Genomic DNA, 22037 nt, shown 5'->3' with positions numbered 1-22037 from the left:
CATGGACATACGGCCCGAGGACGGCGGGCTCAAGGGCAAGCGCGTGCTCGTCACCGGCGGCGGCCGCGGCATCGGCCGAGCCATCGCCCTGGCCTTCGCCCGCAGCGGGGCCCAGGTGGTCACCTGCCACCTCGGCGCCCACGAACCCGACGACGAGCTTCGCCACGCCGTACGGGACATCCACCGTGCCGACGTGTCCAGCGGGCCCGACGTGGCACGGCTGGCCGGGGCCGTGGCCGAGACCCTGGGCGGTCTCGACGTCCTGGTCAACAACGTGGGCGCGGACGGCGCGGCGCCACTGGCCCAGCTGGACGAAGACGAGTGGGCCCGGGTCATGGACCGCAACGCGACCGCCTGCTACCGGGTCACGCGGGCCGCCCTGCCCCTGCTGGGCGAGGGCTCATCCGTGATCAACATCGGCTCGGCCGCCGCACTGCGCGGCAGGCCCGCGGCCGCGCACTACGGAGCCGCCAAAGCGGCGCTGATCGGATTCACCCGGGCACTGTGCAAGGAACTCGGCCCGCAGGGCATCCGGGTCAACACCATCGCACCGGGCATGGTCGCCGACGGCACCGAGGACCCGCACGACCCCGTCACCCGGCGGATCGTCGCCCTGACGCCGCTGGGACGGCTCTGCCGCCCCGAGGACGTCGCCGCCGCCGCGCTGTTCCTGGGCGGCGACGGCGCGGCGTTCCTGTCCGGAATCACGCTCAACGTCGATGGAGGAATCTGATGCCGTACGCCGCGATCAGCTACCGGATCAAGCCGGAGCGCGTGGAAGAAGTGGCCGAACTCTTCGCCGGGTTCCAGCGGGTGAACACCCCGGTGTTCACCGACGACGACGGCAAGGAGGTGGGCCGGCTGCTGGGTACCGCCGTCTTCGTACAGGACGACGTCCTGGTCCGGGTCATCCACTACGAGGGCGACTTCGCGCAGATCGGGCGGCACATGGGCGCCCAGAAGGGCGTCCACATCCTGGAGGAGAAGCTGGCCCCCCATCTGGCCGAGGCCCGGGAGACCGACACCCGCACCGTGGACGGCTTCACCTCGCACTTCCGCTCCTCGGTGATGCGCTGCGTCTCCCAGCTCTCCATCGACACCCACCCGCAGACTCAGGGCCAGAACTGAGCGCCACGACCAAGGAGTTGGGCATGAGCGTCACCGGCACGTCCGGCACGACCTCTCACGACGAACCCGGCGCGAACGCCGCCGGCGCCACCGAGTCCGCCCCACCCGGACCGCCCGGACCGCCCGGACCGCCCGGACCGCCCGGCGGGGCCGTGATCCCGCCGCACGCCCGGCTGCTCCTGCTCACCAACGGCAAGCGCGTCTCCCAGGTCGTCTACGCGCTCGCCGAGGCGGGAGTGGCCGATGTGCTGGCGGGCGGCGAGCTGACGGTGCCGCAGCTCGCGGAGAAGACGGGGACCGACCCCGGGGCGCTCCGCCGGATGCTGCGCTGCGCGGCGGCGGTCGGGGTGTTCACGCTGCGGGACGGGGGGAAGGTCGGGCTGACCGACATGGCCCAGGCGCTGCGCAGCGACGTACCCAACAGCCAGCGCGACATGATCCTGTTCAACGGCAGCGAGGCGGTCAACCGCCCGTACGCCGAGATCAGCACGGCGTTGCGCACCGGACGGCCGGTCTTCGACGAGATCTTCGGCACGGACTTCTTCGGGTATCTGCGCCGGCACCCGGAGACCAGCGCGCTGTTCGACCGGGCGATGTCCCGGATGAGCGCCACCACCACCCAACAGCTGCTGGACGCCTTCGACTTCGGCCGCTTCCGGCGCGTCGCGGACATCGGCGGCGGGCAAGGCTACTTCCTCAGCGAGCTGCTCCTGCGCCACCAGGAGGTGCGCGGCACGCTCGTGGACCAGCCGCAGGTGGTGGAGAACGCGCCGGGGTTCTTCGCCGAGAAGGGGGTCGCGGAGCGGGCCGAGGTGGTGAGCGGCGACTTCTTCGGCGAGCTGCCGAGTGGCCACGACGCGTACGTGCTCAAAGCGGTGCTGCACGACTGGGACGACGCCGCGGCCACCGCGATCCTGCGGGGCGTGCGGCGCGCGATCGGGGATGACACGGCGGCCCGGCTGGTGGTGCTGGAGCATGTGCTGGCGCCGGGGGACGCCTGGGACCAGGGCAAGTTCCTGGACATCGACATGCTGCTGCGCTTCGGCGGGGGCGAGCGGGACCTCGCCGAGTGGCGGGAGCTGCTGGCCGTCGGCGGTTTCGCCCTGGAAGGTGAGCCCGCCGCCGGGCGCTGGGCCGCGCTCGTCTGCCGCCCGGTGTGACGGCGCCCGGAACCACCGGCCGTCAGCCCTACCACCGACACGCGACTGAACAGTGGACTTGACGGTGAGCACTGTTCAGCTAGAGTGAGCACTGTACATCTCGTCCGTTCTCTCGGAAAGAACGATCATGACTTCCGAATCAACTGCCACAAAGGCACTCGAGCCGCTCAAGAAGTCCCGAGTGGCTCTGCTGACGACGTACAAGCGCAGTGGCGTCGGGGTCGCCACACCTGTCGGCCGGATCCTCAAGGACGACCGGGTGTTCTTCAACACCCGGTCCAAGACCTGGAAGGTCAAGCGGCTGGCCAACAATCCGCGGGTCACCCTTGCCCCGTGCACCCGCAGGGGCAAGCCCCTCGGGCCCACCGTCGAAGGTGTGGCGCGGCTCGTCCCGCCGAAGGCGCAGGGCGAGATGTCGACCTTCGAGAGAATTCAGAGCTCTGCGTGGATTCTCGTCTACCGCCTGATGTACCGGGACCGCCCCCTGACGTACGAAGTGCGCCCCGCGGGCCCCGACGAGGACCCCTTCGCCCAGGACGACGGCGGCCGCTGACAGCCCGCGGACACCGGCCGCGCAACCGTCGTACACCCGCTCACGGCTCGAGCCCGGCTCAAGCGAAAGAAATGCGGGGCCCTCGAGAATCAACCGCAGCAGTGCGGCGGCAATTTCTCGATGCCGAACACACTGCCGAAATGCGCGCATGTATCGGGTGGAAGGATTCATTTCCATGCAGATTTACGAAATAGTCGCGGGTCCCGGTGGAATCAAGGCACCGGACACCGTGCCCACCGGTGCGGTGACCTTTCGCATCCAGGCCACCGACCCCGAGGGCGCCTGGCTCGGAATCGTGAAGCTGGCGGCTGGAATTCCGCTGGAAAAGCATGTGGAAAATCTCCGGACAGCCTATGGGTACGGCCCGGAGGCCATGGCCGCGAGCAAGGCCGTGGACCGGGAGTTCACAATGCTCGGCGGCGGCGCGGTCACCGGCCAGACGTCGGTCACCTTCACCGCGGAGCTGACCGAGGGGACCTACCACCTCTTCGACTACCGGCGCGTCAAGGACGACGGCTTCACCGCGGCCCGAATCCCCGCCGTACGCGCCGAGGCGGGCGCCGGCCCCGCGGTGGCCACCGCGCTCCCCGAGGCGAGCGTGGAGATCGTGCAGTGCCGCACCGACGACGGGCCGCGCTTCAGCGCCCCGGACCGGATTCCCAGCGGCGCGGCGATCCGGATCACCAACGACCTCGGCCAGTACAACGAAGCCATCCTGATGGCGGTGAAGGACGGCGCCACCAGCGAAGACGTGGCGGCGTTCTTCGCCGCCAAATCCGAGGGGAGGAAGCCCCCGATGACGGATCTGATCCGCGCCAACCCGGTCGGCTGTGTCCCGCTCTCCCACGGACGCTCGGCGGTGGTCACCGCCGATCTGACGCCCGGCCCGTACGTCCTCACCACCTGGCTCACCGACTTCACCACGGCGCGGATGTTCGCCGTCGAGGGCATGCATCAGATGGTCACCGTCGACTGACGGGCCACGGCCACCGGCACCACCGGAAGACCGCCGCACGGCGTGCTCACGTCGCCATCCGGCGCGGACCGCCGCCGTACGGCGCCGACACCCTCACTCACCGGCACAGCACTCGGAAAGGCAGAGACACCATGTCGCAGCGCAGCAAGGACGAAGCGGCGATCAAAGAGATCCTGCTGAACATGGCCAAGGCGTGGAACGCGGGCGACGGCGCCGGCTACGCCGCGGCATTCCTGGACGACGCCACCTACATCTCCTTCGACGGGCAGCTGGCGGAGGGCCGTCAGGTCATCCAGGACGTCCACCAGATGCTCTTCGACGGGCCCCTGAAGGGCTCGAAGATGGACGACCAGCACCACGGCGACCCCAAGATCCGCTTCCTCACCGACGACTCCGTCGTGGTCATCTCCGTCGGCGGCGTCTCGTTCGGCGAGAGCGCGGAGACCGATCCGGACCGCGGCTCGATCATCAGCATCACCGCGGTCCGCCACGGCGACACCTGGCGGCTCGCCTCCTTCCAGAACACCCGTCGGCAGGCCGCCTACCAGCAGTGACGGCCCTGCCGGCCCCGGGCCCGCGCCGGAGTACCGGCCGCGGGCCCGGGGCCGGCAGGAGACCGGGCGGACCACCGTAGAAGGGAGGACAGCGTGGTGTCACACATCTTGGCGGTCCTGGCGCTGACCGCTTCCGGAGTCGGCGCGGGAGTGCTCACGGCCGTCGCCATCAGTGTCTTTCCCGCGCTGTGCAACATGCCGCCGGAGCGCTATGTGGAATCGCACCGGATGTTCGGCAAGGGCTTCCACCCGACCATGCCGATCGTCTTCAACATCGGGATGTTCTCGGCGTTCGCGCTGGCCATCGTCGAGGGGGACGCGAGCAGCATTCCGTTCACGGCCGGCGGCCTGGCCCTGCTCGCCAGTCAGTGCGTGTCCCACCTCGGCAACGTCCCCATCAACCGGCGGCTCGCGGCACTCGACCCGCGGAACCTCCCCGACGACTGGGACGACCCCCGGCCCAGGTGGGGTCACCTGAACCGGATTCGCGCCTCGCTGGCCGTTATCGCGCTGGCCCTGATCGCGGCCGCCACGGCGGTCTCGTAGCGCCCGATGGTCTCACTCTGGTTTCCCTGCCAGGGCCAGCATCTCCGGGCCCCCGTCCATCAGCTGTACGGACGGGGCCCGGAATCCGCATGCGCCCAGCCAGCCGCTCAGCTCGCCGAAGGTGTACTCCGAGCCGGACTCGGAGAACAGCAACTGGTCCAGGCTGGCCAGCGACGATTCCCGGCTGTGCTGCCGGCATTCGTCCGTGAGCTGGTCGAAGATCAGCAGCGTGCCGCCGGGCCGCAACGCGTCGTAGGCCCGGCGCAGCAGCCGCAGCCGCTCCTTCTCGGACCAGTTGTGCAGAATGCGGCCCATGATGACGGCGTCGGTCTCGGGCAGCGGGTCCTCGAAGAAGTCCCCGCCCTGGAAAGCGACCTTGTCCGCGGCTCCCGCGCGCCCCACCAACGCGTCGAACTGCTCCTTCAGGGCGGGCAGGTCCACGCAGGTGCCGCGCAGGTGCGGCTGCAACCGGACGAGTTCACAGGCGAGGGTGCCGTTGGAGCCGCCCACGTCCACGAACGTCTCGTAACGGGACCAGTCGAGGGAACGGGCGAGGACGGGGGCCGCGGCGCGGGCGAAGACCGCCATGGCGTCGACGTAGACCGGGCTCCACTCCATGGGCGCCTCCTGGCCGTCACCCTGCCCGTCCTGCTGCGCGGCGTCCGGCTGCCCACCCTGCTGTTCCGAGCCAGCCTGTTCCGCGCCCCACTCCTCCCCGCCGCCCGGGGTGAAGCCGGTGCACGGACGGCCGGTCCGCAGGCTCGTCTCCAGCTGCGGCCACAACCAGTACAGCCCTCCGTTCAGTCCGAGATAGCCGCCCAGGTAGGTCTCGGTGTGCCGGGCGTCCAAGTGACGGGCCGCCACCGGCGCGTTGGCGTACATCTCGCCGGTACGCAGCAGCAGCCCATGGCTCACCAAGGCGTCCAGGAAGGCTCCCGCGCCCCGGGGGTGCAGCTCCAGGCGCCGGCGAAGCTCCGCACCGCTGAGCGGGCCGGGCCCCAGCTCCGTGAACACCTCCAGCCGCACCGCGGTCAGGAGCAACTGCGAACTCGCGAACCCCTTCGCCATGACCAGGAGTTCGTTCAGGTTCATTTCCATAGCAACACTCGCTTCCCACATGGAACGGACAACTGACATGACCAGTGCACAAGGACGGAAGAAGACCTCGCTGCGCGCCATCCGGCGCTCATTCGGCAGCTCCGACAAGCCGATGTACGAGGCGTCCGGCATCGTCGAGGCGTCGCTTGACGCGGTGCGCGCCCTGCTCACGAACGTCTCCGAAGGCGAGGCGGGCAAGCACAACGCCGTCCTCCTCCACGACCCGGGCAAGAAGGTCACCCTCAAGGGAGGCCCCGACCGCTTCTCCCTGCCGTACGGTGCCGCCGAGGTGAACCGGAGCCGCGGCAGCTTCGCCGAGATGGGCAATTGGTGGTACAAGGGCGTCTTCACCGCTGAGCCGCACGCCAAGGGCACCCGGCTGTTGTTGCGGGTCTACAACCACGCCCCGAAGTTCCGGGTCTTCGTCTGGATGACGCAGTTCGGCCTGGCGGACGTGGCCGTCGATGCCATGGACAAGGCGCTGAAGCGGATCACCGCGGCGACCGGCTACAAGACCCACCAGGGTCGTTGACGGCGTCGAGATCGCCCGCCGGACGAGGGTGTTCAGCACGGGGACGACCGTGGCGGCTGGGCACATGGTCGACCTCCCGTCTCCGCCGTCCGGTTACCCGCCCACCGTGCCGTCCGGAGATCGACCCGTGCCGGAGCGTGGCTCGAGCACGCCCGAGCGCGGTCGCCCGGACCGGACAGCACGATGCGCGGCAGGCCGGCTGGTCGCCGACACTGCCGCGCCGTGGTGTGCCGCACAGGCCGAGCAGACGCCCTCGGGGGTGCCGCCCGGCCGGCTGCCGTCTCGTGGCCTACGCGGCCCCGGGACCGGCCGGGCCGATCAGACGCATGGTCGCCATCGACCCGGCGCGACGGTAACGCCCGAGGCGCTTCCGGTTCTCCACATGCGGTGCGCTGAGCTCGAACTCGCGGAAGCTCGCCTCGTCGGCCCAGTCGGTCATCACGTAATAGGAGCCCTCCGTGCCGCTCTCCCGGAGCAGCCACTGCCCGAGATTCGCGGGGTGTTCGGAGATGGTCCCGGCGATGTCCCGCCAGGTCTCCTCGAACTCCCGGCCGGTCCCCGGTGCGATCTCCATGTGCAGGACGGCCCGGAACGTCTCCGGCTCGGCCACGTCCGACCTCCTTTCCCGAATGTCGCGGACTTCCGGATGTTCATGGGCTCCGCCGCCCGGCCGGCACCCCGGCCCCGGCGGCCGGGTACGCCGCGCTCACCTCGTACACCCCGAACGGCCGCGCCATCCCGGGGTGCCGGTACGGCCGCAGCGGCGCCGTCTGCCCCTTGTGCTCCGGCCCCCGCTCCCAGCGGTCGAAGTCCGCGCGGCTGGCCCACCGGCTGACGACGACGAACTCCGTGGAGTCGTACGGCGAGACCAGCAGCTCGTTGCCGAGCAGCCCAGGTACGCCGTCCATGGCCCGGCTGACCTGGTGGTACGCGGCGGTGATGCCCTCGGTGTCCTCGGTGGAGTGATAGAGCAGCACTCTGATCTCCCCCTTCATCACTGCTCCCTCCTACGCCCGGGACCGTGCCGCTCCTGTCGCCGGGGCCTCGGCCACCAGTTCCAGAAAGGCGATGGAGCCGCTGGAGCGGTACGGGTGCAGCCGCGCCCGGTGCTCCAGATGGGCCGGGCTGTCCTCGAACTCCCGGAACTCGCGCTCGCTCGACCAGTCGCTGACGATGTAGAAGACGTCGTCGTCCTCGGTGCTGGTGGCCAGCGAGTGGCCGCGGTTGGCGGGGTGCTCCTCGACCACCGAGGAGTGCTCCGCCCATGCCTGGATGAAGTCCTCGCCCATGCCCGGATGGACCGTCATCTTGAGCAGCACCCGGAACGACGCGGCGCTCACGAGATACCTCCGTCGACGTACACCACGGACCCGGTCACGTAGCGGGAGAGGTCACTGGCCAGCCACAGCACCGCCCCGGCGACCTCCTCGGGCTTGCCCAGCCGCCCGAGCGCGGTCTTCGGTTCGTAGCGGGCGAGCATCGTGGCCCGCTGTTCCTCCGGCATCTCCCACAGCGCCTCGGTCTCGATCACTCCGAGCGCCAGGACGTTGAAGCGCCAGCCCTTGTGGCCGAACTCCTTGGCCAGCGAGCGGCTCAGCCCGCGCAGAGCCGCCTTGGTCGCGGTGTAGTGCGACCGCAGCGGGATGCCGACCTCGGAGGACTTCGAACCGACACTGATCACCGAGGCGGTGGGCGACAGCAGCGGCAGCGCTCCCTGGATGACCAGGTGGGCGGCGGTGAGGTTGGTGGCGACGATGCGGTTCCAGTCCGCCAGGCTCAGCTGCTCGTACGGGACATGAGTGATCGCCCCGGCGTTGTTGACCACCAGGTCGAGCTGCCCGAAGGCCCGCTCGGCCTCGGCGAGCAGCGCGCTCACCCCCTCCGGCTCGGTGAGGTCGGCGCGCACCACGTGGTGGTCGCCGCCGATGTCCTTCAGCTCCCGCCGCAGCGACTCCACATGGTCGCTCTCCTGGCGGTAGCAGGTGATCACGTCCAGTCCGGCCCGGGCGAGTTCAAGGACGACCCCCCGGCCGATTCCCCGGGACCCCCCGGTGACCAGAGCCTTCTTGCCTTCCACGTTCAGTTGCACAACGGACCTCCTGGGTCGCATCGGAAAGGATTCACAACAGCGTCGCCAGCGCGGCGCAGTTGACCACCAGCGCCGCCGTCAGCAGCCAGGTGCGCACCTGGTTCCACAGGCCCCACGAGCGGCGCGGGTCGCGTTCCGCGAAGTCGGCGGGCAACCGCTGCGGATCGAGCGACTGCACCCACCGGTTGACCGGCACGTTCTTCACCACCGACACCGTGATGGTGCCCAGTGCCAGCAGAGCCGCCAGGGCGTGCAGCACGCGCGCCTCCGGGTGACTGCCCGCGATGGCCAGCACCCCCGCACCGAGCGCCGTGGCCACGATGCACAGCGGCATGAACGGGTCGTAGCGGGTGGAGTAGAAGGCGTGCGCGTGCACGTAGCGTGCCGGAGGCAGCAGGTTGAGATACGCGAAGCCGCCCAGCTGGGTGTTCATCATGACGCCGGCGCCCAGACCGTTCACCAGCAGCAGCAAGGGGACGACGACGACTTCCAGCACGGGGTCCCCTAACCGGCGTTGGACAGCTGCTCTGCCCTCGCCTCGACCCGCTCCTTGATGTGCTCCAACTGCACGCGCGTGTTGGTGTTCAGCCGGTCCGTCATGGCGGCCAGCGACACCGGGGCCTGCGGCTTCATCTCGAAGTCCTGCACCCAGCGCAGCCGTACGCCGGCGTCGGTCTGGGTGTACTCCCAGAACAGCGACATGTACTTGAACGGCCCGGTCTGCACCCTCTTGGAGTGGGTGGTCCGCTCCGCCTCGTTGACCGTGCGGTCCGACGTCCAGCTCCACTGCTGCCCGTTCTCGTCCGGGTGCAGCGTCAGCCGGAAGCGGATGGTGTCATCACCGAAGCGCTCCAGAATCTCCGCCCCGGCGTATTCGGTGAACAGCCGTGGCCAGGACTCCACATCGTTGGTCATCTCCCAGACCAGTTCCAGTGGTGCCACGATGACGATGGAGTTGTCGGTGTGTCCGGCGCACTCGCTCATGAATGCTGCTCCTGTCCGGTTGTGTCCGTCGTGGGATGCGGCTGTCGCCCGAGGTCCGCCGCGGTACGGCGCATACGGCGGCCCGCGGCTCAGCGGTCGATCCGGCCCAGCGCCACCGCGGCGTTGAACCCGCCGTACCCCCGGGCGATCACCAGGGCCACGCGCGGCGCGGACTCGCGCGGCGCCTCGCGCACCAGGTCGATTCCGGGGAGGGGCCGGGTGACGCCGGGGGTGTGCGGCACCACCCCGTCGCGCAGGCCGAGCAGTGCGGTCGCGACATCGAGCGGGGCGCCGCCGCCGTACAACCGCCCGCTGAGCACCTTGGGCGCGGTGACCGGCACCCCGCAGGGCCCGAAGACCTCGGCGATGACCTCGGCCTCCTCTTGGTCGTGCCGCAGGTCGCCCATCGCGTCGGCGTAGACCACGTCCACGTCGTCGGGGTCCAACCGGGCGTCGGCCAGGGCGCGTCGGACGGTACGGGCCAGCGAGGTGGGCCGTCCCGGCAGGTCGAATCCGGCCGCGTACCCGAGGACCACGCCGTAACCCCGGCCCTCGGCCCGCGCCGACTCGCCCCGCTCCGCGATCAGCATCGCCCCGCCCTCCCCCGGCACATAACCGGCGGCGTCCGAGTCGAACGGCAGGTACGCGCGGTCCACCTGCTCGCTGCGAGAGAGCATCCCCGACGACAACTGCGCCACCAGCCCGTACGGGCACAGCGAGGCATCGGTACCGCCGGTGACCACGAGCCGGGACTGGCCGCGCAGCAGCCGGCGGGCCTGCCCCAGCGCGTCCAGTCCGCCCGCCTGTTCGGCGCTGATGACCCCGCAGGGTCCGCGCATCCCGTGCCGGATGGATATCTGGCCGGTGGTGGCGGCGTAGAACCAGGCGATGGACTGGTACACACCGACCCACCCGGGTCCCTTGGTGTAGAGCTGCTCCATCTCGTGCTGGCCGAACTCGGTGCCGCCCGAGGAACTGGAGGTGACGACGGCCATCTCGTACTCGTCGAACGCGGCCAGGTCCACCCCGGCGTCCGCGAGCGCCGACTCCGCGCCGTAGAGCGCCAGATGGGTCCAGCGGTCGGTCTGCGGGACCAGCTGCCGGGGCACGCGCTCCCGGGCGCTGAACTCCCCGACCTCACCGGCCAGTGCTACCGGGTACGAGGACGGGTCGAAGTGGCTGATCCGGCCTATGCCGCTCTTGCCGGCGAGCACCGACTCCCAGTGCTCCTCGGCGTCCATACCGGTGGCCGCGACGACGCCGAGGCCGGTGATGACCATGTCCTTGCCGTTCATTGCCGGTCTCCCGAAGGTTTGCGGATCACCATGGCGGTCTGGAACCCGCCGAACCCGCTGCCGACGCTGAGCACGCTGTCGAGTTGCCGCTCCCGTGCGGTCAGCGGTACGTAGTCGAGATCGCACTCCGGGTCCGCGTGGTGCAGATTGGCGGTCGGTGGGACGACTTGGCGGTCCAGCGCCAGCGCGCAGGCCGCGACCTCTATGGAGCCGATCGCACCCAGTGAGTGCCCCACCATCGACTTGATGGAGCTGACCGGCACCTCGTAGGCCCGTTGCCCCAGGCTGTGCTTGAACGCGGCCGTCTCGTGGCGGTCGTTCTGCTTGGTGCCCGAGCCATGGGCGTTGATGTAGTCGATGTCGTCCGGGTTCAGCCGGGCCTCGGCCAGTGCGGCCCGGATGGCCTCGGCCATCTCCCGGCCGTCGGGCTTGAGTCCCGTCATGTGGAACGCGTTGCTGCGCCGGGCGTAGCCGGCGATCTCCCCGTAGATCGTGGCGTTCCGGGCCCTTGCGGCCTGGTACTCCTCGAGCACCATCACCGCGGCGCCCTCACCGAGGACGAAGCCCCGGCGCTCGGCGTCGAACGGCCGCGAGGCGTGCTCGGGGTCGTCGTTGTCGGGCGAGGTCGCCTTGATCGCGTCGAAGCAGGCCGAGGTGATGGGTGACAGCGGCGCGTCCGTGGCCCCGGCGAAGACGACCTCCGCCGACCCCTCGGTGATCAGGTGCACCCCGTGGCCCACGGCGTCGAGCCCCGAGGTGCAACCGGTCGAGGTGAGCGACACCGGCCCCTGCGCTCCGACGTCCCTGGCCACCTCGACGGCCAGCGTGCTGGGCACCATCTGCTCGTACAGATGCGGCACCCCGTAGGTGTGGTCCACCAGCCAGCGGCGGCCGGTGTCGGAGAGGACCCGGTACTCCTCCTCCAGACTCATCGTGCAGCCGACCGCGCTGCCGATACTGACCCCGAGCATGCCGGGGTCGAGCGCCGCGAGGTCCAGTCCGCTGCCCGCCAGCGCCTCCCGGGCGCAGACCACGGCGAACTGCGCCGCCCGGTCCATCCGCCGGATCTCCTGGTGGGTCAGCCCCGCGGCCAGCGGGTCGAAGTCCACCTCGGCGGCGATGCGGGAGCGGAACCCGCTCGGGTCGAAGAGCGTGATGTTCCGGGTCTTGCTGCGCCCCGCGGCGAGCACGTCCCAGAACGCGTCCCTGCCCACCCCGCCGGGGGCCACGACCCCTATACCGGTGATGACGGCGCGTCGGCTCATCGGCTGCTCCAGGTAAGGGTGGTGTGCGCCCGGCGCGTGGAGCGCGTGGCGTTCGCCTCCTCACTCACAGCTGCCGTCCCTCGTCCGCCGTCCAGACGTAGAACGGGTTGGCCATCGCGTCCTTCGGCTCCTTCCAGTTCGGGTCGTAGGGCGCCACGAACTGGGTGAGCTTGTCGCTGACGTCGTTGTAGAGCGGGTGGCGGCGCGCCTTGTACAGGTCGGGCGTGATGTCGCCGTCGGCCTCGACGAGGTGGAAGTACAGATCATGAAAGGCAAAGAGCGTTCGCCGTGACACTCCCACCATGTGCGGCAGCTCTGTGGCGTCGGACTGGGCGAACGTGTCGGCGATGCCGGCGGTGTCCCGTGCCTCCTGCAGGCGGGCAACAATGAGAGTCCTGTGCACGGCTGTCCCCTTCAGCTGGATGAATGCGCGCCAGGACGGTCCCAGTCGGCGCCGGAGCGCCACTCGATCTGCATTAAAATATCGACCGAAGCTCAGCGGACGCGTCGATACCGGCCGCCAGTTCGAAAACGGAACCGGAAGCGCCATAAAGAGGCGCCGCGGCGGGGTTTTCCCCATGGACCGCAGAAATGATCAAGGATTTGGCCGGACAGAGTCGGCGAAATGCCGCAGGGGTCCGACACCGCGCACATGGCCTTCCGGCGGACGCGCATACGCTCCGTCCTGCGGCTCGATCGATCTGCGACAACCGCTCAAGCGAGACGCGAGATTGAGGCGTTTACATTCCAAGCGACCCTGTAGCAGAATTGGGGTTCGCACCGAGCGAGACGGGGGATCAAGACGGGGATGCAAGACGGGGATAAAGAAACAGGACCAGAAACAGACGTGTCGTTGCGGTTACGACTGCCGCTGCGAGCACGGCGCCACCCTCTGCCATCGGCCGACCGGTCGCCGACCAGGCCGGACGAGCCGTCTGGCGCGGCGCACACGCCTGCCGGACAGGCCGGAACCGGCCACCGGCGCGTTACGTCAGCGCCTCGAACGGCTGTCTTCATCGGCGCCATGAAACCGGCGCACCAGGAAGCGATGCGACGTTTCCCGGTGACGCTTCGCCCTCTCCATGTGACCCTCCCGCGGCCGCCTTAGAACGGAAGAAGACATCCCTCTGGGCGATCGTCGCGATTTACCCAGACCTTGCAGAGCAGGACAAGGCTTCAACGGAGGACAGCTCGTACACAGAGGAGGTTTCACGATGCGATTCACGGTTCTTGGCTCGGTCGAAGTCATCAATGGAGACCGGCACTGCACACCCTCCGCACCAAAAGTCCGTCAAGTGCTCGCACTTCTCCTCCTCCGGGCCAATCACCTGGTCCGGGTGGATTCCATCATAGAGGAACTATGGTGTGACTCCCCGCCAAAAAGCGCGATGACCACCGCCCAGACGTACATCTACCAGCTCCGCAAAATGATTGAGCGGGAGGGGTTCGCACAGCGCGGCGAAGACATTCTCCAGACCCAGTCCTTCGGCTACCTCCTCAACTTCCGCACGGACGCCATCGACGCCTGGAATTTCGAGAAACTGGCGGCGGAAGGCCAAGCCGAACTAAGGGCAGGCCGCGCCGAGCAGGCAGCCGCCACCCTCGCAAAGGCCCTCAAACTCTGGGCCGGCCCCGCACTCGGCAACATCGCCTGCGGCCCCGTGCTCAGTGCTTACGCCGTGCAGTTGGAGGAGCAGCGGCTTCAAGTGCTCCAGCAGCGCATCGAGGCCGACATCCAACTCGGCAGGGAACGCGAGCTGGTCGGCGAACTGCGGCGGCTCGTCGCGGAGAACCCGCTCAACGAGTGGTTCCACGGGCGGCTCATCCGCGTACTGCAAGCCATCGGCCGCCGCCACGAAGCCCTGCAGACCTACCAGCAGTTGAGGACCACGCTGAGCGAGGAAATCGGGTTGAGCCCCTCGATCGAGGTACAGCGCATCCACCAGGGCCTCCTCTCCGACGATCACGTCCTCCTCTCCAGGCAGAGCGCTCACGCAGGCCCATCGAAAAGCGCTCCCGAACGAACAGGCACCGTCAGCCCTCGCAGGTCACGGTCGGCCTGAACCGCAAGCCATCGGCCGACCCTCAAGGCGTCCACCCTCGGAACACGGGGGTGGACATGGTTGCACTGTCGGGGGCCAGTGCAACCACGACGAGGTTTACAGCGTTCACCTTACATAGACAGCGTTCTGCTCTCAAGAGCCCTGTCCATGTATCCTCACCTCATGGCCAAGATCGATCGCCAAGCCGAGCCCGCGGACGACACCGACGCCCTCGCTCCGCTGCCGTGGGATCAGCACCGACTGTCCAAGCGCGCCGCCCCCAAGCGCAAGCCGCTGACCCTCAGGACGATCATCGACGGAGCCCTCGACGTCCTGGACCGCGAAGGCATCGAGGTCCTGAGCATGCGCAAGGTCGCGGCGGAGGTCGGCGTCACCGTCTCGGCTCTCTACGCGCACGTGCGCGACAAGGACGAGCTGCTCCAGGTCATGTACGAGCACGTGTACTCCCAGTTCCGTGTGCCCGACCCGGACCCGGACAACTGGCGGGATCAGGTCAGGAGCATGGCCCGCGATCTGCGCGACCTCCTCCAGTCGCACCGCGACATGGCCCGTATCTCCATGGGCCGTTACCCCGCGGGCCCCGAGATGATCGTCCAGCTGGAGCGGATGCTCTCCCTCTTCCTGACCGCCGGCCTCCCCGTCCCCATCGCCGCCAAGGCCGGCGACATGCTCTCGCTCCTCGTCGAAGGTGTCGTCCTGGAGGCCGACATGTGGAACGAACGGGGCATCGGCGGCGACTCCGGTGACGAGGTCCGCAACTACTTCGCGGACCTCCCCAAGGACCGCTTCCCCAAGCTCACCGAACACGGCCCGGTGATGTTCGCCGACTCCCCGGACGCCCGCTTCGAACTCTTCCTGGACGTCTTCATCAACGGCCTCGCCCTCTATCGCGAGGCCCCCGCCGGACCCGCCGACGAAGCGCCCGGCGCGGCGGCCGCGGAAACGGCATAACCCCACCCACCCGACGTTCGAGTCCACCTCGAAGCCCCCCGGGCACGGTGAAGAGCCCAAGTGCCACTACGCACCACACGCCTTCACCGAACAGGGGTGCTCACCATGAACGCGGAACAGCAGCGCGTCTCCCTCGCCAGCATCGAGCCCAATCGCCGCCGCGGCGGCGATCTGCGGCTGACGCTCGGCCCGAAAACCGTCGGCGCGACCTCCGGATTCGGCGGCTTCCTCAAGCTCCAGCCCGGCGAACTGATCACCGAGCACTTCCACCCCTACTCGGAAGAATTCCTCTACGTCATCGCCGGCGACCTCGAGATGAGCCTCAACGGCGAGAAGGTCGCTCTCACCGCGGGCGACTCCCTGCTGGTGCCCATCTCGGTCCGCCATCGCCTGGTCAACACCGGCACCACGCAGGCCGACGTCATCTTCCACCTGTCGCCCCTGGCCCCCCGCCCCGACCTGGGCCACGTGGACACCGAACCGCCCACGAACGCCTCCGAGCCCCACATCCCCGTGGGAACCCCCAACTCCTCCTCCTGACGCGCATGTGGCCCCGGGCCGGCTCATTTTCCGGCCCCGGGGCCACGTGGGGCACGGGGCACTGTCACGTTACTGAAGACCCTCTGAGCTGAGCCCGGGGAACGAAAGGGGACCGAGGCGGTGGCTACCAGCGTCTGACTGCGGAATGGCGCGAGCGACGAGACCGTCGCAGGAACAGTGTCGCGGTGACGACGAGGCCGATGATGGCGGCCACGATGACTTCAGGCCCGAACCAGTCCGGCATCTCTTGTCCGCCAGCACGCACTCCAGGCAATTACTGCCTCATCCGGGGAGCCGCGACAGGCATACCTCCCTACCCGGCCGGACCCGACCACGGCGGGTCGGCCGCCGGACATCATCGAGGACCCGAACGATTGGCCATGCCCTCGAGCGCCTGTCAACACAAGAAGGCCCGTACACGCTGCACGTGTACGGGCCTTCTATTCGAGCGCCGGGCAGGCCTTGCACCTGCATCTCCCCGCAGGAAGCGGGACGTCTTTCCTTGGACCACCAACGCATCACCGGTTACCGCGTGTTGTGGCGACCAGTTCAAGATCTACTGTACCGGACAGCGGGCCGGGGTGGCGACATGAGGGAGGTGTCGGCCTGAGCAGGGGTGGTGGCGGACGCCCGCGGACGCTTCACGCGGCGATGCGCCCCGCAGGGTGAGCGAAGCGAGTGGCGTTCGTGGTGGGGACGGCGCCTTCGAAGGGGATGGGGTCCACCGCCGGGGCGTCCGAGCGGTTCCAACACGCCTCCACGGTCTTGCCGTCGCGGCGCGGCAGCACCGTGAGCTGCCCGCACAGGCTGCGCGCGATGTGCCATCCGTAACCGCCCGTGCCGGTCACGTCCGGGACGCGCGGTGCGGGCATACGCGTGCTGTGGTCGTCCACCCGGGCCACGAGCGCGTGCGGACGGGCCTGGAGGCTGAGGCGCCAGAAGCCCTCGGTGTGCCGTACCGCGTTCCCCACAAGCTCACTGATCACCAGCAGCACGTCGTCCTCCCGCGCCCAGGGACAGTGCCTCTTCACGTACGTGCGGGCCGCCCTCCTGGCCTCTGCCACATCCGCACGGGTGGAATCGACAACGAACACAACAGTTCCCCAATGAGTGTTGGATTTCTGAGACTCATTCAAGGATGTGCGAACGAACCAGCCCGGCGGGATGGCCGTTGGTGCCCGGACGAACCGCAAAGGTGAGGGCCTTCCGGCCGTCCCGGCGAGGGCTTTTCGGTCCCGGAACGAGGAACCGACGGCACGCACGCACACCCTCCGCTCTTGCCCGGTTGTTTCGCGCTATGCCACCAGAAGCAATATTTCTCCTTGCAGGGGATGTGTCTCGTTGAATGGGGTGGGTCCCGTGTGCCGGGCTCTTCACCCGGCGGTTCGGCCCGCCCCGGGGAGGACGCCTCGGCCGTCGTCCCCGAGGGGTGAGCAGGGGCGGGTCCGTCAGCGGAAGAGGCGGCGCCAGGTTTCCGGGCCCGGTATGCCGTCCGCCTCCGCACCGCGCCAGCCCTGGGCACGCTGGAACGCCTCGACGTTGCGGCGGTCGCTCTCCGACCAGCTGGGGCCGGGGCCCACCGCGTAGTGCTGTCCGAACCCCTTTTTCACCAATTGCCGCCCGAGTTGGGCCACGAAGGAATTGGACTGTCCTGGACGGAAGACTCCGCGCCCGGGGAAAGCGGGGACACCGTCCGCCGTCCCGCCGCCGCCCGATGCCGCCGGGATGTCGTGGCCGGTTCCGTTGGCCAGGAGCCGCCAGGTGTCCGGTCCCGGTATGCCGTCCGCCTCCGCGCCGCGCCAGCCCTGGGCGCGCTGGAACGCCGCGGTGGCCCGCTGGTCGGCCTGCCCCCAGGACGGCCCGGGGCCGGTGGAGTAGAACCGCGCGCCGCCGCGCTGTACGAGCATTTCGCCCAACTCGGTTACGTAGGTGTTGTGTTGGCCGGGGCCGAAGACGCCTGCGCCGGGGAAGGTGCCCTGGGCGGGCCGTGCCGGGGTGCCTCCGCCGCCCTGGCCGCCGCCGGGCGTGACCGTCCGCGAGCGGTAGGCCACGTACCCCGAGGTGTGGTTCCAGTACGGGAAGGGGGTCACCCGCCGCATCGCGTGGGGCGGGGTCAGTTCGTAGGCGACGTAATGGGTGTGGGAGGCGTCCGTCCAGCCGCCGAAGAGGACGACGTGTGAACCGTGAACGGGGTTGGCCGCATTGTGGTAGAGCAGCATGTCGCCGGGCTGGAGGTCGCTCTTGCTCACCCGGACCCCATAAGAGGCCAGGCTCCCGGTCCACTGGCTGCCGGACAGGCCCCACGCCATCGACACGAACCCCGAGCAGTCCTGCCGGTAGCCCTCGAAGTAGCTGCCCATGCTGTACCGCACCCCGCGGTCCACCCAGTGCTGGGCGTGGCGGAGAATCTCCGCCCGGCTCGTCACCGCCCCCTGCCTGGCGGTTGCCCGTACCGCGGTGTGGCCGGCGGCGGCCGGGCCCGGCGCCGCGGCCGCGGGCTGGGCTGCGCACACCTGGATGGCGCCGCCGACGGTGGTGGCGGTCGCCATCGCGACCATCAGCGCGCCGGTCGTGGCGCGGCCCACCCGGGCCGAACGCGCCGCGCACCGGCGCGCGTCGCAGCCGGGGCAGCCGCAGTTGTTCGGGGCGAGGACTTCCTGGAAGAGGGGGAGGGACATGCACACTGCTTTCGGGTGGAGGCGCGGGCACCGCCGCGCGTCCCGTGGGTATGCGGGCAGGCGGACACGCGGGCGCGAGGAACCACGGGCGCGCCGGTACGCGGGCGAGGAGGTACGAGCGGGCGGGCGTCAGGCCTCGGCCGAGGCGGCGGGCGCGGCGTCCGTACCGTCCGGTGTGGTCCGGCGGCGGTTGACCAGGACGGCGGTGCCGGCGCACAGCGCGCCGACGCTGAGCAGGATCAGGCCCCAGAGGCCGCCGGTGCCGGTGCGGGCGAGTGCCCCGCCGAGTGACGAGCCGCCGGTGGAGTCCGTGCCGCCGCCGGAGCCCGCGGTGGCGTCCGCCCCGGTGGCGCCACCCGTACTGGACCCGTCCCCCTGGGCCGTTCCGGTCGCCTGGAGGGTGACGCGGGCGGTGGCACCGGCGAGGGCGGGCGGCAGGTCGGCGGGGACGGCCAGGGTCAGCTTCAGGTGGCGGGTGTCGCGGGCGGGGACCATACGGGCGCCGCCCAGTCCGGCCGGCTTGGCCAACGGCGTGCCGGGGGCGGAGAGTTGGGCTTCGTGACCGCCGCACTTTCCGTTGCGCCAGGCGACCGAGCATTCGCGTACACCGGCGACCAGGCCCCCGCCGTCGGTGAGCCGGCCGGTGCCCCACAGCCGCAGCGACTGCGCCAGCGGGGCGCTGTGGTCGGAGACCACGTCGAGGTAGCGGTCCACCTGGTCGCCGGGGTGCAGGCCAAGGGTGTCGGCCGTCCAGGAGACGCCGGGTCCCGAGCGGACGTGGACCAGTTGCGGGTTGCCGGCGGACCCGTCGTGGCCGGCGGCCGCAGCCGGCACCGCAGCGCCCAGTACCGCCACCGCCCCCAGGGCCGCCGCCGCGCCCCTCCGTGCGGCCGGGCGCACCGGCCGCTTCTCATGCCGTGCGAGATGCACGCTTCACGCTCCTCGATTGTGTCGTCCACCGCTCCGGGGCACGAGCCGCCGCGCGCCCCAGCCCAGGAAGTACAGACCCAGCAGCGCACCGCCGAGCGCGACCGGCCCGGCCTGGTGCGCGGCCTTGGCCACCGTCCCGACGTGGGGGACGACCGCGACGACCCGGGCGTACTCGCCGGAGCCCGAGAGGTCGACCTTCCAGGGATCGGGGCCCGGATTGGCATCGCCCTTGGTCGTGAGCACCCGTCCCGCCGCGTACTGCTCGATCGCGGTGACCCGGTGCAGAACGGGCCGGTCGTCCTTGGGCGTCCACGGCTGCGGGGGTCGGAACACCAGGACCTGGCCGGTCCGGATGTCCTCGGGAGCGAGGGGCCTGGTCACCGCCAGCGAGCCGGGCGGCATACCGGGCCGCATCGACGGGGTGAGCACGGGTACGAACCGGACGCCGTACGCCAGCCAGGCGATGCCGGCGGCCAGCGCGCCGAGCGCCAGGGCCGTGACCAGCAGGGTCATCGTGGCCCTGAACGCTCGGCGGGCCATCCGCGCCGCGGTGGTACGAGCCACCGCGGCGCGGGGAACCGGGGGCGGGCTTGAGGCCGCTCGATGGTGCCCGCCCCCGGAGTCCCGTGCCGTGAGGCCGGTCATCACTTCCTGTCGGTGGACGGGGTACCGCTGCCGGTGAAGCCGAAGGAGATCGACTTGATGGTCTGGTCCTTCACCTGGTCCCAGTTCTTCTCGGTGCCGTCCTTGAGGTGGACGTGCAGCGTCACCGGGAGTTCGTTGCTGCCGTCGTGCATCAGCTTCCCGCCGGACAGGGCGGCGAGGGAGACCGGGAGCGTGGTCTTCTTGGCGATGTCCGCGGCCGAGAGGCCGGACGCCACACGCCGGCCGTCCGCGTCGACGTCGACGACCAGCTGCTTGGCCAGGCCCTCGTTCGCGTCGGTCTTGGCGTAGTTGACCTTCAGACCGACCGTGTCGATGTCGGTCTTGCCGCCGGCGGTCAGCTTGACGGTGGTCTGCGCGCCCTCACCGTCGTTGGCCATCTTGGCGTTGGTCAGCTCGTCGGCCAGGTCGGCGCGCTGGTGGCCGTTGACCAGCAGCGAGACGTCGGCGTTGGTGTCGGGGTCGGGACCGTGCTGCGTAGTGGTGCCGAAGAGGCCGGAGGTCGCCAGGCCGGTGGAGGTGCTCAGGGCGTAACCACCCGCGGCGAGGAGGCCCGCGCCGGCCAGTACGGCGACACCGGCGATGGCCTTCTTCTTGCGCGAGGCCCGCTTGGTGTTCTGCTCAGATTCCACAGGAGATCCCAACTTCTTTTGCGTGTAGGGGGTTTGGTTGGAGGCTTTTCGCCGGAGGCGCACGGAGGTGAGGGGGCATGCGCCTCCGGCGAGGGAGCGGGCCGGCCGAGGTCACCCTCTCCGATGCCCGCCCCCGCTGGGTCCCGGCGCCAGGAAGCGCGGCACCAGGGCCCGCATGTCAGGATTTGCGGGTTATGTCCGCAAACCCTGCGTTCGGGACCCATTAGAGACGCGAAGATCATTGCAGTCAAATCTGTATGCAACGAATGTGGCGTACGGAACGCTCAGAAGCGCAGGTGGAGGTGCAACGGGTGTTGCGCCGGGTCGCGAGCCGGATGCGAAACCGGGATCGGGCTTCGGTGGCGCGCACCGCCATGCCCTGCCGCCCGGGCCCGTAGACTGAGGCGCATATCCGCGCCGCGGCGCGGCCCCAAAGTGGAGGTGGGAAGGTCGCTCCAGGTACGCATCGCGGAGCAGCTGGCGAAGTTGCCGCGCGGCAGCCAGGCTGCCCGGGTCCTCGAAGTCGTCCAGACCAACCCACAGTTCGCCTCCTACGCCTCCGCGCGTGACATGGCCCAGCGGGCCGGTGTCAACGCCTCGACGGTCACCCGCGCGGCCCGCCAGATGGGGTTCGGCGGCTGGCCCGACCTCCAGCTGGAGGTGCGCAGCCAGTACCTCTCCGCGCTGTCGACGCCGGAGCTGCTCGACCGGCACTCCACCGAGATGACCGAGACCCCGGCGCGGGCCGCGCTCCATCAGGACGCCGACCACCTGTCGCGGATGGCGCACAGCCTGGACCCGGACGAGATCAAGGCGCTCGCGGCGGCCATCATGGCGGCGCCGCGCACTCTGGTCGCCGCGTCCGGCAGCTTCGCCGCGCCGGCCATCGTGCTGTCCTACGTGGGTACGGGCATGGGGTTCGACCTGCGCCTGGAGACCCAGGCCGGGACGGAGCGGGTGACGCAGCTGGTGGGCCTGCCCCCGGGCGGCTGCTTGGTGATCTTCAACTTCTGGCGCACCCCACGCGAGCTGATCACCATGGCGCAGGCCGCGTCGCGCCGCGATCTCACGGTCTGCCTCGTCACCGACCGCCGCACCAGCCGACTCGCGCACGCCGCCGATGTCGTGGTGGCCATCCCCAGCGAGAGCACGTCGATCTTTCCCACCCTGACGCCGGCGGTCGCCGTCAGCCAGGCCGTGCTCGCCGAACTCGCCGCCGGCCGCCCCGAGCAGGCCGCCCGTGCGACCAGCGACATCGAAGCGCTGTGGGGCGACATGGATCTCATGGCCCCGTCGACCGTGGTGCCCGACCCGGGCCAGTGAGCGGTGCGGGGCGGTGATCGCCCCGACAGCCCTTCCCACCCCCTCTTCCCACCCCCTCTTCCCCCCTTCGATCGTTG

The 22037-nt window shown here is 70.0% G+C and carries 27 protein-coding genes; 12 read left to right on the top strand and 15 right to left on the bottom strand.

Annotated elements, in window-relative coordinates; genetic code table 11:
• Position 1 precedes the first annotated feature (1 nt).
• The 7 genes from J2N69_RS28420 to J2N69_RS28390 all read left to right on the top strand — a co-directional run bounded on the left by J2N69_RS28420 (position 2) and on the right by J2N69_RS28390 (position 4917).
• A complete protein-coding gene (locus J2N69_RS28420) occupies positions 2-733 on the top strand; it encodes an SDR family NAD(P)-dependent oxidoreductase (RefSeq protein WP_230904907.1) in 732 nt (243 codons plus the stop codon).
• A complete protein-coding gene (locus J2N69_RS28415) occupies positions 733-1128 on the top strand; it encodes a SchA/CurD-like domain-containing protein (protein WP_230903227.1) in 396 nt (131 codons plus the stop codon). The genes J2N69_RS28420 and J2N69_RS28415 overlap by 1 nt, the downstream gene beginning before the upstream one ends.
• 23 nt (positions 1129-1151) lie before the next feature.
• Positions 1152-2288, top strand: a complete 1137-nt coding sequence (locus J2N69_RS28410) for an acetylserotonin O-methyltransferase (protein ID WP_230903226.1) — start codon at positions 1152-1154, stop codon at positions 2286-2288.
• Positions 2289-2415: 127 nt separating this feature from the next.
• A complete protein-coding gene (locus J2N69_RS28405; protein WP_127910592.1) occupies positions 2416-2841 on the top strand; it encodes a PPOX class F420-dependent oxidoreductase in 426 nt (141 codons plus the stop codon).
• Positions 2842-3016: 175 nt separating this feature from the next.
• Positions 3017-3817, top strand: coding sequence for a hypothetical protein (locus J2N69_RS28400; RefSeq protein WP_230903225.1), 801 nt, complete (start codon positions 3017-3019; stop codon positions 3815-3817).
• A 131-nt stretch (positions 3818-3948) separates the two neighbouring features.
• Positions 3949-4371: an SgcJ/EcaC family oxidoreductase gene (locus tag J2N69_RS28395; RefSeq protein ID WP_127910590.1), complete on the top strand. Its 423-nt coding sequence runs from the start codon at positions 3949-3951 to the stop codon at positions 4369-4371.
• Between the two features lie 93 nt (positions 4372-4464).
• Entirely contained in the window at positions 4465-4917 is a 453-nt protein-coding gene (locus tag J2N69_RS28390; RefSeq protein ID WP_230903224.1) for an anthrone oxygenase family protein, read from the top strand.
• A gap of 12 nt (positions 4918-4929) precedes the next feature.
• Here J2N69_RS28390 and J2N69_RS28385 read toward each other — a convergent pair whose 3' ends face one another.
• The gene (locus J2N69_RS28385) at positions 4930-6015 is read right to left on the bottom strand and encodes an acetylserotonin O-methyltransferase (RefSeq protein ID WP_230903223.1); all 1086 of its coding nucleotides are present in this window, start codon (positions 6013-6015) and stop codon (positions 4930-4932) included.
• A 37-nt stretch (positions 6016-6052) separates the two neighbouring features.
• Here J2N69_RS28385 and J2N69_RS28380 point away from each other — a divergent pair, with 37 nt between their 5' ends.
• On the top strand, positions 6053-6547 hold the full coding sequence (locus J2N69_RS28380; protein WP_230903222.1) for a hypothetical protein: 495 nt from the start codon (positions 6053-6055) through the stop codon (positions 6545-6547).
• Between the two features lie 289 nt (positions 6548-6836).
• Here J2N69_RS28380 and J2N69_RS28375 read toward each other — a convergent pair whose 3' ends face one another.
• The 9 genes from J2N69_RS28375 to J2N69_RS28335 form a co-directional block, all read right to left on the bottom strand.
• Complete coding sequence (locus J2N69_RS28375) at positions 6837-7157, bottom strand: antibiotic biosynthesis monooxygenase family protein (RefSeq protein WP_230903221.1); 321 nt, start codon at positions 7155-7157, stop codon at positions 6837-6839.
• A gap of 40 nt (positions 7158-7197) precedes the next feature.
• Positions 7198-7542 carry an antibiotic biosynthesis monooxygenase family protein gene (locus tag J2N69_RS28370; RefSeq protein ID WP_230903220.1) on the bottom strand — a complete coding sequence of 115 codons (345 nt, stop codon included), beginning with the start codon at positions 7540-7542 and terminating at the stop codon, positions 7198-7200.
• Positions 7543-7554: 12 nt separating this feature from the next.
• Entirely contained in the window at positions 7555-7887 is a 333-nt protein-coding gene (locus J2N69_RS28365) for an antibiotic biosynthesis monooxygenase family protein (protein ID WP_127910585.1), read from the bottom strand.
• A complete protein-coding gene (locus J2N69_RS28360; protein ID WP_230903219.1) occupies positions 7884-8636 on the bottom strand; it encodes an SDR family NAD(P)-dependent oxidoreductase in 753 nt (250 codons plus the stop codon). Before J2N69_RS28360 ends, J2N69_RS28365 begins: the two co-directional genes overlap by 4 nt.
• Before the next feature lie 31 nt (positions 8637-8667).
• The gene (locus J2N69_RS28355; protein WP_230903218.1) at positions 8668-9132 is read right to left on the bottom strand and encodes an anthrone oxygenase family protein; all 465 of its coding nucleotides are present in this window, start codon (positions 9130-9132) and stop codon (positions 8668-8670) included.
• An 8-nt stretch (positions 9133-9140) separates the two neighbouring features.
• A complete protein-coding gene (locus J2N69_RS28350; protein ID WP_230903217.1) occupies positions 9141-9620 on the bottom strand; it encodes an SRPBCC family protein in 480 nt (159 codons plus the stop codon).
• Between the two features lie 89 nt (positions 9621-9709).
• Positions 9710-10915, bottom strand: a complete 1206-nt coding sequence (locus J2N69_RS28345; protein WP_230903216.1) for a ketosynthase chain-length factor — start codon at positions 10913-10915, stop codon at positions 9710-9712.
• Positions 10912-12180, bottom strand: coding sequence for a beta-ketoacyl-[acyl-carrier-protein] synthase family protein (locus J2N69_RS28340; RefSeq protein ID WP_230903215.1), 1269 nt, complete (start codon positions 12178-12180; stop codon positions 10912-10914). Before J2N69_RS28340 ends, J2N69_RS28345 begins: the two co-directional genes overlap by 4 nt.
• Positions 12181-12244: 64 nt before the next feature.
• Complete coding sequence (locus J2N69_RS28335; RefSeq protein WP_127910582.1) at positions 12245-12583, bottom strand: TcmI family type II polyketide cyclase; 339 nt, start codon at positions 12581-12583, stop codon at positions 12245-12247.
• Between the two features lie 811 nt (positions 12584-13394).
• Between J2N69_RS28335 and J2N69_RS28330 the strand changes: the two genes are divergently transcribed.
• The 3 genes from J2N69_RS28330 to J2N69_RS28320 all read left to right on the top strand — a co-directional run bounded on the left by J2N69_RS28330 (position 13395) and on the right by J2N69_RS28320 (position 15734).
• Complete coding sequence (locus tag J2N69_RS28330) at positions 13395-14243, top strand: AfsR/SARP family transcriptional regulator (protein WP_230903214.1); 849 nt, start codon at positions 13395-13397, stop codon at positions 14241-14243.
• 162 nt (positions 14244-14405) lie between these two features.
• Positions 14406-15194, top strand: coding sequence for a TetR/AcrR family transcriptional regulator (locus J2N69_RS28325; RefSeq protein WP_230903213.1), 789 nt, complete (start codon positions 14406-14408; stop codon positions 15192-15194).
• Positions 15195-15299: 105 nt separating this feature from the next.
• Positions 15300-15734: a cupin domain-containing protein gene (locus tag J2N69_RS28320; protein ID WP_230903212.1), complete on the top strand. Its 435-nt coding sequence runs from the start codon at positions 15300-15302 to the stop codon at positions 15732-15734.
• Positions 15735-16375: 641 nt separating this feature from the next.
• Here the strand turns inward: J2N69_RS28320 and J2N69_RS28315 are convergent.
• From J2N69_RS28315 to J2N69_RS28295, 5 genes are all read right to left on the bottom strand, one after another.
• Positions 16376-16798, bottom strand: a complete 423-nt coding sequence (locus J2N69_RS28315) for an ATP-binding protein (protein WP_330166835.1) — start codon at positions 16796-16798, stop codon at positions 16376-16378.
• 384 nt (positions 16799-17182) lie between these two features.
• Entirely contained in the window at positions 17183-18412 is a 1230-nt protein-coding gene (locus J2N69_RS28310; protein ID WP_230903210.1) for a peptidoglycan-binding protein, read from the bottom strand.
• A gap of 129 nt (positions 18413-18541) precedes the next feature.
• On the bottom strand, positions 18542-19342 hold the full coding sequence (locus J2N69_RS28305; protein ID WP_230903209.1) for a hypothetical protein: 801 nt from the start codon (positions 19340-19342) through the stop codon (positions 18542-18544).
• Positions 19343-19345: 3 nt separating this feature from the next.
• A complete protein-coding gene (locus J2N69_RS28300; RefSeq protein ID WP_230903208.1) occupies positions 19346-19882 on the bottom strand; it encodes a signal peptidase I in 537 nt (178 codons plus the stop codon).
• A 104-nt stretch (positions 19883-19986) separates the two neighbouring features.
• A complete protein-coding gene (locus tag J2N69_RS28295; RefSeq protein WP_230903207.1) occupies positions 19987-20637 on the bottom strand; it encodes a hypothetical protein in 651 nt (216 codons plus the stop codon).
• Between the two features lie 441 nt (positions 20638-21078).
• Here J2N69_RS28295 and J2N69_RS28290 point away from each other — a divergent pair, with 441 nt between their 5' ends.
• Entirely contained in the window at positions 21079-21960 is an 882-nt protein-coding gene (locus tag J2N69_RS28290; RefSeq protein WP_230903206.1) for a MurR/RpiR family transcriptional regulator, read from the top strand.
• Positions 21961-22037 lie beyond the last annotated feature (77 nt).

The sequence above is a fragment of the Streptomyces huasconensis genome (assembly GCF_021028635.1).
Taxonomy (GTDB): domain Bacteria; phylum Actinomycetota; class Actinomycetes; order Streptomycetales; family Streptomycetaceae; genus Streptomyces; species Streptomyces huasconensis.
This window is presented reverse-complemented; position numbering and strand designations above follow the sequence as displayed.